The organism is Flavobacterium notoginsengisoli (genome assembly GCF_042686225.1).
GTDB classification, from domain to species: domain Bacteria; phylum Bacteroidota; class Bacteroidia; order Flavobacteriales; family Flavobacteriaceae; genus Flavobacterium; species Flavobacterium notoginsengisoli.
The window spans coordinates 23,661-36,945 of the sequence record NZ_JBHUOT010000012.1; the positions used below are offsets into that span (position 1 = coordinate 23,661).

Below are 13,285 nucleotides of genomic sequence, written 5' to 3' on the forward strand. Positions count from 1 at the left end.
ATATTATTTCAATTTCTTTTTGATTGCTACCTCATGGTAAGCCTCTATAACATCATTGATTTCGATATCATTAAACCCTTTAATTTGAATACCACAATCATAACCTTTAGTTACTTCTTTAACATCATCTTTAAAACGTTTTAAAGCAACTAATTCACCTGTATGAACTACAACTCCATCTCTAATAACTCTAATCTTAGAAGTTCTTAAGATTTTACCGTCTGTTACCATACATCCAGCAATTGAACCCACTTTAGAAATTTTGAAAATCTCGCGAATTTCAGCATTACCTAAAACTTCTTCTTTCATCTCCGGCGCCAACATTCCTTCCATCGCATCTTTCAAGTCATCGATAGCAGCATAGATAATAGAATAGTAACGGATATCAATTTCTTCCTTATCAGCAAGCTGTCTAGCATTTCCTGCAGGACGAACATTAAATCCAATAATAATCGCATCAGATGCAGAAGCCAGGTTAACATCAGTTTCTGTAATCGCTCCAACTCCTTTATGGATAATATTGATTTGAACTTCTTCTGTAGAAAGTTTAGAGAACGAATCAGAAAGCGCTTCAACAGATCCATCAACGTCTCCTTTAAGAATTACATTCAACTCTTTAAACTGACCAAGTGCAATACGACGACCAATCTCGTCCAGTGTAATATGTCTTTGTGTACGAACTGACTGCTCACGCATTAATTGAGAACGTTTAGATGCAATTTGTTTTGCTTCTTTTTCATCTTCAAATACATTGAACTTATCACCAGCTGTTGCCGCACCATCCAAACCTAAAACAGATACCGGAGTTGAAGGACCTGCCTCTAAAACAGTATGCCCTCTTTCATCATGCATCGCTTTAACTTTTCCATGATGCTTCCCTGCCAACATGTAGTCTCCAATTTTCAAAGTACCTTGTTGTACTAAAATTGTAGATACATATCCTTTTCCTTTGTCCAAATAAGCTTCTACAACAGTTCCCTGGGCCGCTTTATTTGGATTTGCTTTCAAATCTAAAATCTCTGCTTCTAATAAAACCTTCTCCAATAGTTCTTTTACACCTGTTCCAACTTTTGCAGAAATATCATGTGACTGAATTTTTCCACCCCAATCTTCAACAAGTAAATTCATACCAGCCAAACGCTCTTTAATTTTATCAACATTCGCATTTGGTTTATCAATTTTATTGATTGCAAATATAATTGGCACTCCCGCCGCTTGTGCGTGAGAAATCGCCTCTTTTGTTTGTGGCATGATATCATCATCCGCTGCTACCACAATAATTGCAATATCCGTAACCTGAGCTCCACGCGCACGCATCGCAGTAAACGCCTCGTGACCAGGAGTATCTAAGAATGCAATTTTTTGTCCGTTATCCAAAGTAACTCCGTATGCTCCAATGTGCTGAGTAATACCTCCAGATTCACCAGCAATAACATTTTCTTTACGAATATAATCCAGTAAAGATGTTTTACCATGGTCAACGTGACCCATTACCGTCACAATTGGCGCTCTTGTTACTAAATCTTCTTCTCTGTCTTCTACAACTTCAATCGCTTCTTCGATATCTACTGTAATAAATTCAACATCGTAACCAAACTCATCAGCAACAATTGTTAAAGTTTCAGCATCTAAACGCTGATTCATGGTTACCATGATTCCAAGAGACATACAAGTTCCAATTACTTTAGTAATCGGCACATCCATCATGATTGCAATTTCACCTACAGTAACGAACTCTGTAACTTTGATTGTTTTACTTCCTTCGTCAAGTGCTCTTTGCTCATCATCAGATTTCTGACGGTGTGTTTCTCTTTTATCTCTTCTATATTTTGCCGCTTTAGATTTACCTCCTTTACCCTGAAGTTTTTCAAGAGTTTCTCTAATTTGGTTTTTTACTTCTTCTTCTGTTGGCTCAACCTTAGCTACAATCGCAGGACGATTTCCTTTTACGAAACCAGGTCTTTGGCTTCTGTTCGCATTAAAACCTCCACCATTATTATTAGGAGTAATTTTATTTGGGTTTGGAGTTCCAGGCGCATTATTACCTGTAGCAGGTTTTGGCGCACCAGGAGCGCCCGGTTTAGGAGCAATTCTTTTACGCTTATTCTTGTTAGCGTTATTATTATTCCCTACCCCCGGAGTACCAGGTTTATTTTGAGCCGCTTTCGGATCTTCTTTCTTTTTCTTAGGTTTGTTAAATTGAGATAAATCAATTGTCTGACCTGTAAGAGTTGTTCCTGAAAGTTTCTGATATTGAGTAGTAATCGTCTCTTCTGAAGTTGTTGGATCAGTTGACACGATTGGTTCCTGCGCCACTTTAGAAGATTCTGCTTTAACTTCTTTTTTCTCAGTAATAATAGGTTCATCCTTTTTCGTTTCAGAAACTGGTTGCGAAACAACTGGCTCCGCTTTCACAGTTTCATTCTGAACAGGTTTTTCAGTCTGCACTGGTGCAGCAACAACTTTTGGTTCTTCAACTTTAGCTGTTTCCTCAGAAGGAGTAATCGCTGGTTTTTTCGGATTCAGGTCAATTTTACCAACTTGTACAGGTCCGGAAACAACAGCTCTCGCTTTAATTATTTCCTGCTGCTTTTGACGCTCTTCTTCTTGTCTGCGTTTGTCCTCAATTTCTTTCTCACGCTCTACACGTAATGCTTCTTTTTCTTTTCTTTTTTCTTCTCCAACCTCTTTTGAAGCCTCCTTATTCCCCTTATCGCCCGCAAATTGGCTTTGAAGGATATTAAACTCGCTATCAGAAATTTTTGCATTTGGATTTGCATCAATAGCAATTCCCTTATCTTTTAGATAATCTACAGCTCTTTCTAACGAAATATTTAATTCCCTTAAAACCTTGTTTATTCTTATTACTCTCTCTTCAGACATATAACCTTTTTATTATTACCTTTTTCGTTGTGTTGTTAGAGCAGACATTCAGCTATTGCTTAACTATCAAACTCTTCTTTTAGTATTTTCATAACATCCAGAATTGTCTCCTCTTCTAAATCTGTTCTTCTTACTAAATCTTCTACATCGTGTTTCAAGATACTTTTTGCTGTATCTAAACCGATTTTTGCAAACTCTTCAATTACCCACTCTTCGATCTCATCTGAGAACTCTGTTAATTCAACATCGTCTTCATCTGCAACAGTACCGGCAACATCTCCTTCACGAATAACATCTAACTCATAACCTGTCAACTGACCAGCTAATTTGATATTGTGACCACCTCTACCGATTGCTTTAGAAACCTCTTCTAATTTCAAGAACACTTCAGCTCTTTTGTTATCTTCATCAATTTTGATAGAAGAAACTTTAGCAGGACTTAAAGCTCTTGTTATAAATAATTGAATATTGTTTGTATAATTGATTACATCAATATTTTCATTTCCTAATTCGCGAACAATTCCGTGAATACGAGAACCTTTCATTCCCACACAAGCTCCAACCGGATCAATTCTGTCATCATAAGAATCAACAGCTACTTTTGCTTTTTCACCAGGAATACGAACTACGTTTTTCACAGTAATTAATCCGTCAAAAACTTCTGGAATTTCCTGTTCAAATAATTTTTCTAAGAACTTTTCTGAAGTTCTAGACATAATAATTTGAGGTTTATTTCCTTTTAATTCAACGCTTTCTATAATTCCACGAACATTATCTCCTTTACGGAAAAAGTCAGATGGAATTTGTTTTTCTTTCGGAAGTACAATTTCATTTCCTTCATCATCAACCAAGATCACAACTCTTGGACGCACATGATGCACTTCTGCTGTATAAATATCTCCGATAATATCTTTAAACTGTTTGTATAAATTCGTATTATCGTGTTCGTGAATTTTAGATATTAGATTCTGGCGAAGCGCTAAGATAGCTCTTCTTCCTAAATCAATCAATTTTACTTCCTCAGAAACCTCTTCACCAATTTCAAAATCCGCTTCAATCTTTCTTGCTTCAGTCAATGTAATTTCCTCATTTTCAAAATCAAGATCCTCATCGGCAACAATTACTCTTCTTCTCCAAATTTCCATATCCCCTTTGTCAGGATTAATAATGATATCGAAATTTTCATCTGAACCGTATTTTTTCTTCAATGCATTTCTAAATACGTCCTCTAAAATTGCCATAAGCGTTACACGATCAATAAGTTTATTGTCTTTAAACTCTGAGAATGAATCGATTAATGCTAAATTTTCCATGCGAATTTTTTAATTAAAATTAAAATGTTACCGTAACAACTGCCTCTTTAATTTCTATATAAGGTATTTGTTGCTCTTTTTGAACTGTTTCTTTTCCTTTTCCTACTTTTTTCGGTTCTCTTGCTTTCCAAGACAAAATTATGAAAACATCGTTAGCTTCAACCAATTCTGCTTCGATTTTTTCTGTATTTGTAGTAACAATCAGCGTTCTACCTATATTTTTCTTGTATTGTCTTATCATTTTAAGAGGTGTCCCTACTCCAACTGATGCTACTTCAAGGGAAAAATCCTGCTCTTCACGATCCAGATTATTCTCGATTGCACGACTTACGTCAATACAGTCCTGTAGCGCCACCCCATTATCTCCGTCTAAACCGACACTAATTTTAAAAGAATCCGAAACTGCCAAATCAACCAAAAAGATTGATGGTTTTTCCAGAAGAGCTTCTGTAATTAATCCGTTTACTTTTTCTTTAAATGTCATAATTTTATAAAAAGAGGGGACACTTAGTCCCCTCATTATTTAGATTTTAATAAATAACAGTGCAAATATAGTGTTTTTTTTATAAATCAAATAAATTGATTGCTCTAAAAATATTTCTTATCTTTATAAGAGCATTCAAAAACTGAATTATTCATATTATCAACCCTCAAAATCATGAAACGAATTCTAGTACCTACCGATTTTTCAGAACACGCAGAAGACGCCTTAAAAGTGGCTGCTCAAATCGCCAAAAAAAACAATTCTGAAATCATTATCCTGCACATGCTTGAATTACCGCATCAAACAAATGATGCTATTTTAGGAGGAATAAGCATTCCTGAAAGCATGCTTTTTATGAAAAAAGCGAATGAAATGCTTGATAAGATTTCTGAAAAACCTTATCTGGATGGAATCGAGGTAACCGAAATCGTAAAAATGGACAAACCTATTCACGGAATTACACAAATAAGCAAAGAACATGATATCGACTTAATCATAATGGGATCCCATGGTTCTTCAGGTGTTGAAGAATTATTAATTGGCTCTAATACAGAAAAAGTAGTTCGCAATTCAGAAATTCCTGTTTTAGTAATTAAAAAAGACATTTCAAACTTTAACGCAGCCAATGTTGTATTCGCATCTGATTTTTCAGAAGAAGCAAAAAAGCCTTTTGAAAAGCTTTTAGGTTTTACTAAATTATTTGATTCAAAAATACATCTTGTCAATATATGCACACCAAACAGCTTTAAACCAACACATGTTGCAGAAGAAGCAATAAATGAATTCGTTGACCAATTTAAAATCAGCAATTACACTACTCAAATTTACAACGACACGAACATCGAAAAAGGGATTATTAATTTTGCCAACAGAATAAATGCAGATATCATTGGAATGTGCACACATGGCAGAACTGGTTTTGCACATTTCTTTAACGGAAGCATTAGCGAAGGATTAGTCAATCACGCTGTAAGACCCGTAATTACCTTAAAAATATAAAATATCATTTTCAAATATTTTTAAAAAGCTTCTCAAATGAGAGGCTTTTTTTATGCACGATTTTTTCACTCAAATTCCAACAATGTAAAATGAGCTTTACAACAAAGCCAATTTGAGCTTTACAACAAAGTTATCAGCATAATTAATAAAGAAATTTGTCAAATAAAAATTCATTAAAACAACTATCATGAAAACAATAGACAAAATTTACATCAATGGAGAATTTGTTACTCCAAAAGGAACAGAATATTTTAACCTTATTAGCCCAACGACAAACGAAAAACTAGGAGAAGTACTTTTAGGAAACACCGAAGACACACAAAAAGCAATTAACGCAGCCAAAATCGCTTTTAAAACTTTCTCTAAAACAACAACAATTGAAAGAATTAAATATCTTGAAAATATCAAAATCGCAATAGAAAAAAGAAAAGATGAACTTATTGACGTAGTAACAGAAGAATATGGAGGAACTTTTCAATTCGCATCTAATAGCTTCATTTATATGCAAAAAAGTTTTGACTCAGCCATTGAATTACTAAAAACTTACGATTTTACTAAAACAATGGGAGAATCAGAAGTTCAAATGACACCAATTGGCGTTGTTGGAATTATCATTCCATGGAATTCCAGCAACGGATTCATCTGCAGCAAACTTTCAACCGCAATTGCCGCTGGATGTACAGTCGTTATAAAACCAAGTGAAATGAGTGCACAACAAACACAATTAATAACAGAATGCCTGCATGAAGCAAATCTTCCAAAAGGTGTTTTTAATATTGTCAATGGATTAGGAGAAATTGTTGGAGCAGAAATTAGCCAAAATCCAGATGTAGCAAAAATTTCTTTCACAGGATCAACAACCGTTGGAAAAATCATTGCCAAAGAAGCCGTAAATACCATGAAACGTGTTACACTTGAACTTGGTGGAAAATCCCCAAATATCATTCTGGATGATGCCGATTTATCAAAAGCAATTCCATTGGCCATAATCGCCGCGTTCATGAACAGTGGTCAAGCCTGCATTGCCGGAACAAGATTATTGATTCCAGAAAGCAAATCAGAAGAAACCAAACATATTATTAAAGAAGTCATTTCAAACATAATTGTCGGCGATCCAAAAAATCCAAACACAGCTGTCGGTCCAATGGTAAGTACAAAACAATTCAATCGTGTTCAGGATTATATTCAAATCGGAATTAATGAAGGTGCGCAAATTTTAACCGGCGGATTAGGAAAACCTGACGGATTAGAAAAAGGAAATTTCGTAAAACCAACTGTTTTCATCAACGTAAATAACAAAATGCGAATTGCACAGGAAGAAATATTCGGGCCTGTACTATCTATTATAACTTACAAAACAGAAGAAGAAGCAATCGAAATCGCCAACGACACTAATTACGGATTACAAGCATATGTAAGTTCATCTGACCCTAAAAGAGCTCATCGTGTAGCATCACAGATTAATGCCGGAAGAGTTCAAATAAACGGAATCGGACACGACCCAATGGCTCCGTTTGGAGGATTTAAACAATCTGGTATTGGTCGCGAATTCGGAGTATTAGGACTCGAAGCTTATCTGGAACCTAAAGCACTAATTCAACAAAACTAATTTCAAAGATCCGGAAGATTTCTTTAAAAAAGATTTTTCGGATCTTTTAGTAACTTTACAATATGAGTACAAAAACCAGCACAAAACCGAAAATCCTTTACTCGTGCTACTATTCACGTAGTCGCGAAGGCGAACATTTTATACCCGAACATGTTTTCAGCTATCAGATTTCAGGCGAAATGATTGCTGCGGACAACAAAAATACTTTTCATTCCAAACCGGGAGATTTTCGTTTTAGCAGAAGAAATCATTTAGCAAAGTTTACTAAAATCCCACCTGAAGGAGGAGAATTTAAAACGATTTCTCTTTTTTTGGATCGGGAAATTTTACGTGAAATCAGCAAAGAATATAATTATACAGCCCACAAAAAAGTCGATTCTGAAGCTATGTTTTCATTAACTCCAAATCCGCTTTATCAATCTTTCATGGAATCTTTATTATCTTATCTCGAAGTCGAACAGGAAAACAACGAAACTTTATTTAATTTAAAAATCAAAGAAGCCGTTCATCTTTTACTAAAAGTCAATCCGGAATTGAAAGATATTTTATTTGATTTTAACGAACCCGGCAAGATTGATTTGGAAGCTTTTATGAATAAAAATTTCCATTTCAATGTACAAATGCAACGATTCGCTTATTTGACAGGAAGAAGCTTAGCAACTTTTAAAAGAGATTTCCAGAAAGTATTTCAGGAAACACCCGGAAAATGGCTTTTAAACAAAAGACTTCAGGAAGCTTACTATCTCATCAGCCAGGGAAAACCACCTTCAGAAGTTTATATCGGAGTTGGCTTTGAAGACTTATCTCATTTTTCATTTTCCTTTAAAAAGAAATTCGGAATTGTCCCCTCCTCTTTAAATCACAAATACGTTTCCCGTAGCTGAAACCTCGGGCTATGCTAAAATAAAATTCAAAAACCTCATTAACAAAGCCTTACTAACTTTCCCTTCTTTAAAAAAAATACTTAGCACACTTTTCTTATACCTTAACATCCTTTGCGGCAAAAAAGAATCAGAAAAACAAAAAATACACCTCTCAGTTTACGCCATAAAAAAAGCCTCTCATTTCTGAGAGGCTTTTCTGTTGGTCTACTAGGACTCGAACCTAGAAAGACGGCACCAAAAACCGTAGTGTTACCATTACACCATAGACCAGCAGTGCGGTTAAGCGGGTGCAAAATTAAAACTTTATTTAATTTATGCAAATTTTTAAAGAAACTTTTTTAAATAAAAAAAAGCCTCTCATTTCTGAGAGGCTTTTCTGTTGGTCTACTAGGACTCGAACCTAGAAAGACGGCACCAAAAACCGTAGTGTTACCATTACACCATAGACCAGCAGTACTCTAAAGCGAGTGCAAATTTAAGGCTTTATTTAGTTTGTGCAAACTTTTTAACCAAAAAAAATCATTTTTTAAGTTTTTTTTCACTTCAAATTTCCCATTAATTCGTGAAGCACTTCATACACAACAAATTAGTACCTCCCGATAGTTTTATAGAATTTTTTGTTAATGCTCGAATCTTTACATAAAAAAACATTTTCTTTGTAGGATAGAAAACTTTCAAATTTTTAACACCTAAATATGGCACAATTCAATTTCAATAAATGGAATACAATTATTGGTTGGTTTGCATTTGCAATCGCTTTAATTACCTACACATTAACAGTTGAACCTACAATGAGCTTTTGGGATTGCGGGGAATATATTGCTACCGCAGCCAAACTTGAAGTAGGTCACCCACCAGGAGCTCCTCTATTCCAAATGATGGGCGCATTTTTTGCAATGTTTGCAATAGATGCACAGCATGTAGCAGTAATGGTTAACATGATGTCTGTTTTCTCTAGTGCATTTACCATATTATTTATGTTCTGGTCTTCTTCTATGATCTTAAAAAAGATTGTGGCTCGTTTTGCTGAGATTGACCAAAACAATTCAGTTGTTATTTTAGGAAGCTCTTTTGTTGGTGCTTTAGCTTATACATTCTCTGATAGTTTCTGGTTTAATGCCGTAGAAGCCGAAGTTTATGCTATGGCATCTTTATTAATTGCTTTGCTTTTCTGGCTTGGTTTACGTTGGGAGCAAGACATGGACAAACCAAAAGGAAATAAATGGCTTTTAATTATTTCTTTGGTTGTCGGACTTTCATTTGGAGTTCATTTCATGGCTCTTCTAACCATTCCTTCAATCGGATTCTTATACTATTTTAAACACTACGAAAAAGTTACTATTAAAAACTTTCTTATAGCTAATGTAGTTGTTATTGGAATCTTGTTATTTATTTTCAAATTACTTCTTCCATTAACGATGGCATTTTTCGGAAAAACCGAAATTTTTATGGTAAACAGCATGGGACTTCCGTTTAACTCCGGAACCATATTTGTAGCCTTATTATTTGTAGCGTTCTTCTATTTCGGTTTAAAATTCACCAAACAAAAAGGCTTAATATTTTACAACACTATTATATTGTGTATTTTATTTATCCTGATCGGTTTCTCAACCTGGTTGATGCTTCCGGTTCGTGCAAATGCCAACACAGTCATTAATGAGAACAAACCATCAGATGCCACTGAGGTTCTGGCTTATTATAATCGTGAGCAATATGGTGTAAATCCTTTATTTTATGGACCTCAATACACTGAACTTTTTGCCGGTCTTGATGCTAAAACCCCTTATTTAGACAAAAAACCAAACTACGAAAGAGATTATAAAACAGGTAAATACATTATTACCAATAATTATAAAAATGCAGAACAAAATTCTGATGATAATCAGAAAGCAATTCTGCCTAGGATGTGGAGTACTGACACTCCTCATATTCAAAACTATATCAACTTTACCAATCCTCCTAAATTCAGAATTGATCCGAATCACAATTACGATGAAGACTTAGCTGAATATGGAATTGACGCAAGCCAATTGAGCGAAGACGAATACAACAAAGCAACAGCTCAATTACGCAATGAAGTTGAAAAAACAGTTTCTGAATTCAGACATGCCTATGCTCAAAAACAAATTGACAATGAAGGTTATGTAAAATTCTTAAGAAGTTATGGTAAATACTTATTAGTTGAAAAACCATCAACAGCCGACAACTTCAGTTTTATGTTTGAATATCAGTTCGGATACATGTATTGGAGATATTTAATGTGGAACTTTGTTGGACGTCAAAATGATATTCAGGGGAAATATGATAACTTAGATGGAAACTGGATTAGCGGTATTAAACCTTTAGATTCTATTCACTTAGGATCTCAGGATAATTTACCTTCAGATGTATTAAACAACAAAGGACGCAATGCTTATTATTTCCTTCCGTTTATTTTAGGTTTAATTGGCTTGATGTACCACGCCAATAAAGACTTAAAAAGTTTCTACGTACTTTTAGCTTTATTCTTGTTCACAGGAATTGCGTTAAAGATATATTTGAACGAAAGACCTTTTGAGCCTCGTGAAAGAGATTATGCACTTGTTGGTTCATTCTATGTTTTTGCCATCTGGATTGGATTTGGAGTTTATTCACTCTACGAAAGCATACAGAAATACCTTGCTCCAAAAATTGCAGGTCCGGTTATTATTGCAGGAAGTTTATTAGCAGCACCCGTTTTAATGGCAGCTCAAAACTGGGATGACCACGACAGATCCGGAAGATACACCGCTGTAGCAATGGCTAAAGCGTACTTAAGCTCTTGTGATAAAGATGCTATTTTATTTACAATTGGGGACAATGATACTTTCCCTCTCTGGTATGCACAGGAAATTGAGCATTTTAGAACAGATGTTAAGATCGTAAATACAAGTTTATTTATGACAGATTGGTACATTGATCAAATGAAAGCCAAAGCATATGAGTCTAATCCGCTTCCTATTTCTTTTACGCATGACCAATATGTTGGGGACAGACTGGACTATACTGTGTATATCCAAAAAATTGATACTCGTTGGAACATTACCGATTTTATTGATTTCATTAAAAACCCTAAATCAACTGTTGGATTACAGAACGGACAAACAATCCATTTTTACCCAACAAACAAAATCAGAGTAAATGTTGATAAAGCTGCAATCATTAAAAACAAAGTAGTTAATCCTAAATATAATGATTCTATTGTTCCTTATCTGGATATTGATATCAAAGGAAGCGCTTTATACAAAAACCGTTTAATGATGCTTGACATTTTAGCTAATAACAATTGGAAAAGACCAATCTATTTTAGTGGAGGTGCATTTGACGATGAAGATTATTTATGGTTAAAAGATTACCTTCAATTAGACGGAATGGTTTATAAATTAGTTCCAGTGAAAAACACTCCTTCTAAAGACGGAGGTCCATTGGATATGGGACAAATTGATGCTGATAAAATGTATGATATTGTAATGAAATGGGATTGGGGAAATAGCAACGGAAATATTTATCATGATCCTGAAACAAGAAGAAACAGTATTACATACCGCACTAATCTTTCCAGATTAATGAATCAGTTAATAGAAGAAGGTAAAATTGACAAGGCTAAAAATGTGATTAATTTAGCTATAACCAAAATGCCTTTAGATAAATTCGGGTACTATTCTTTAGTAGAACCTTTTGCTGATGGTTATTACAAAGTGGGTGAAAAAGCTAAAGCACAAGACCTTTTGAATAAACTAGTTCAGAAATATAAAGAGAACTTAAATTACTATAGCACATTAACTCCTTCTGACCAAACCGATTTAGCTGTAGACATTATCACTGATATCGAACGTTACAGAAGCTTATTGCATGTAATGCAAGACAACAAAGACACTTCTTTTTACAATCAGCATAAAACGACATTTAACACTTATGTAAATGTTTTTGAACGCTTTGGACGTGAAAAAGAATAATAATATACGAAAATCTTAACAATTAAAAAAATGCAGCGCTGTTTGATAAATAGCGCTGCATTTTTTAATTTTACATACACTGTAAATTCAATTCAAGATGAGCTTTTATTGGGTAAAAACGAATTCATTTATCAAAAAGGTATTTTCTAAATATTGCTGGGACATTCCTAACAATGAAAAGAAAATATACTTGACTTTTGATGATGGTCCTACTCCGGAAATTACAGACTGGGTTTTATCTGAATTGAAAAAATTTGATGCAAAAGCAACCTTTTTCTGCATTGGAAAAAACATCAAAGCCAATTTAGCTTTATTTGAAAAACTAATCACCGACGGACATTCTATTGGAAACCACACCATGAACCACGTTAATGGATGGAAAATTCACACCAATGAATATATCGAAAATGTAAAAAACTGCGCAGAAGTTTTAGATGAACAGGAAAAAGCCCCGCGTCGTTTATTATTTCGACCTCCTTATGGAAAGATCAAAAAAGCACAATCTAAAGTTTTAAGAAAACTAGGCTATAAAATTGTAATGTGGGATGTTCTAAGTGCTGATTTTGATCAAAGCATTACACCTGAAAAATGTCTTGAAAATGTGACTAAAAATGTAAAATCCGGTAGTGTGATTGTTTTTCATGACAGCATCAAAGCTTCTCCTAATTTGAGATTCGCTTTACCAAGAACACTGCATTTTTTAAAAGAAAACGGATATAAATTTGATATTATTCACTAGAAAAACATCAATAAAGAGGAAGTAATTTAAACGTTAAATTGCTCTTGAACAATTCCTATTATAGTATTCGCATCAAGTTCTCCGGATTGCCTCCAGATCATTTGTCCTTCTTTATAAATCATTAAAGTTGGAAGTCCCTTTATACGAAGCGCTTCTGCCAATTCCTGATTCTTATCGACATCAATTTTAATTACTTTGGCTTTATCGCCAAGCGCAGCAGCAACATCCTTAATAACAGGATGCATAGAAACTGACGATTCATTCCAATCTGTGTAAAAATCAATTAACACTGGAACCTGAGCATTTATTAGTTCTCCAAATTTTGACATAAAACCAAAAATTTTAAGTTTTTTAAATTTATTAAAAGAAATAAATATAATACAAATTTAGCATTTTTAAC

At 34.3% G+C, this 13,285-nt stretch carries 9 protein-coding genes and 2 tRNA genes; 5 read left to right on the top strand and 6 right to left on the bottom strand.

All coding sequences use genetic code 11. From position 1 onward, the window contains the following. Positions 1 to 3 precede the first annotated feature (3 nt). From infB to rimP, 3 genes are read right to left on the bottom strand one after another with little or no spacing between them, the layout of a single operon-like run. Positions 4 to 2,883, bottom strand: a complete 2,880-nt coding sequence (infB, locus tag ACFS3A_RS22185; protein WP_379827755.1) for a translation initiation factor IF-2 — start codon at positions 2,881 to 2,883, stop codon at positions 4 to 6. 59 nt (positions 2,884 to 2,942) lie between these two features. Continuing rightward, entirely contained in the window at positions 2,943 to 4,196 is a 1,254-nt protein-coding gene (gene nusA, locus ACFS3A_RS22190) for a transcription termination factor NusA (RefSeq protein ID WP_109191786.1), read from the bottom strand. 19 nt (positions 4,197 to 4,215) lie between these two features. Then, on the bottom strand, positions 4,216 to 4,680 hold the full coding sequence (rimP, locus tag ACFS3A_RS22195) for a ribosome assembly cofactor RimP (protein WP_379827756.1): 465 nt from the start codon (positions 4,678 to 4,680) through the stop codon (positions 4,216 to 4,218). A gap of 174 nt (positions 4,681 to 4,854) precedes the next feature. Here rimP and ACFS3A_RS22200 point away from each other — a divergent pair, with 174 nt between their 5' ends. The 3 genes from ACFS3A_RS22200 to ACFS3A_RS22210 all read left to right on the top strand — a co-directional run bounded on the left by ACFS3A_RS22200 (position 4,855) and on the right by ACFS3A_RS22210 (position 8,172). Continuing rightward, positions 4,855 to 5,679, top strand: coding sequence for a universal stress protein (locus tag ACFS3A_RS22200; protein WP_379827758.1), 825 nt, complete (start codon positions 4,855 to 4,857; stop codon positions 5,677 to 5,679). A gap of 187 nt (positions 5,680 to 5,866) precedes the next feature. Further along, entirely contained in the window at positions 5,867 to 7,288 is a 1,422-nt protein-coding gene (locus ACFS3A_RS22205) for an aldehyde dehydrogenase family protein (RefSeq protein WP_379827759.1), read from the top strand. Between the two features lie 62 nt (positions 7,289 to 7,350). Beyond that, positions 7,351 to 8,172, top strand: coding sequence for a helix-turn-helix domain-containing protein (locus tag ACFS3A_RS22210; protein WP_379827760.1), 822 nt, complete (start codon positions 7,351 to 7,353; stop codon positions 8,170 to 8,172). Between the two features lie 199 nt (positions 8,173 to 8,371). Here the strand turns inward: ACFS3A_RS22210 and ACFS3A_RS22215 are convergent. Together ACFS3A_RS22215 and ACFS3A_RS22220 are read right to left on the bottom strand one after the other, a co-directional pair. Continuing rightward, positions 8,372 to 8,442 (bottom strand) — tRNA-Gln (locus tag ACFS3A_RS22215). A gap of 109 nt (positions 8,443 to 8,551) precedes the next feature. Beyond that, positions 8,552 to 8,622, bottom strand: a tRNA-Gln gene (locus tag ACFS3A_RS22220). A gap of 245 nt (positions 8,623 to 8,867) precedes the next feature. Here ACFS3A_RS22220 and ACFS3A_RS22225 point away from each other — a divergent pair. After that, the gene (locus ACFS3A_RS22225; RefSeq protein WP_379827761.1) at positions 8,868 to 12,146 is read left to right on the top strand and encodes a glycosyltransferase family 117 protein; all 3,279 of its coding nucleotides are present in this window, start codon (positions 8,868 to 8,870) and stop codon (positions 12,144 to 12,146) included. Positions 12,147 to 12,243: 97 nt separating this feature from the next. Then, the gene (locus tag ACFS3A_RS22230) at positions 12,244 to 12,885 is read left to right on the top strand and encodes a polysaccharide deacetylase family protein (RefSeq protein WP_379827763.1); all 642 of its coding nucleotides are present in this window, start codon (positions 12,244 to 12,246) and stop codon (positions 12,883 to 12,885) included. A 26-nt stretch (positions 12,886 to 12,911) separates the two neighbouring features. Here the strand turns inward: ACFS3A_RS22230 and ACFS3A_RS22235 are convergent, their stop codons facing one another. Further along, positions 12,912 to 13,256, bottom strand: a complete 345-nt coding sequence (locus ACFS3A_RS22235) for a thioredoxin family protein (protein WP_379827912.1) — start codon at positions 13,254 to 13,256, stop codon at positions 12,912 to 12,914. Positions 13,257 to 13,285: the final 29 nt, after the last annotated feature.

Excerpts from the sequence above, each read along its gene's own strand:
- ACFS3A_RS22230 (WP_379827763.1), top strand. The coding sequence starts at position 12,244 with ATGAGCTTTTATTGGGTAAAAACGAATTCATTTATCAAAAAGGTATTT.
- ACFS3A_RS22205 (WP_379827759.1), top strand. The coding sequence starts at position 5,867 with ATGAAAACAATAGACAAAATTTACATCAATGGAGAATTTGTTACTCCA.
- ACFS3A_RS22225 (WP_379827761.1), top strand. The coding sequence starts at position 8,868 with ATGGCACAATTCAATTTCAATAAATGGAATACAATTATTGGTTGGTTT.
- rimP (WP_379827756.1), bottom strand. The coding sequence starts at position 4,680 with ATGACATTTAAAGAAAAAGTAAACGGATTAATTACAGAAGCTCTTCTG.
- infB (WP_379827755.1), bottom strand. The coding sequence starts at position 2,883 with ATGTCTGAAGAGAGAGTAATAAGAATAAACAAGGTTTTAAGGGAATTA.
- nusA (WP_109191786.1), bottom strand. The coding sequence starts at position 4,196 with ATGGAAAATTTAGCATTAATCGATTCATTCTCAGAGTTTAAAGACAAT.
- ACFS3A_RS22200 (WP_379827758.1), top strand. The coding sequence starts at position 4,855 with ATGAAACGAATTCTAGTACCTACCGATTTTTCAGAACACGCAGAAGAC.
- ACFS3A_RS22210 (WP_379827760.1), top strand. The coding sequence starts at position 7,351 with ATGAGTACAAAAACCAGCACAAAACCGAAAATCCTTTACTCGTGCTAC.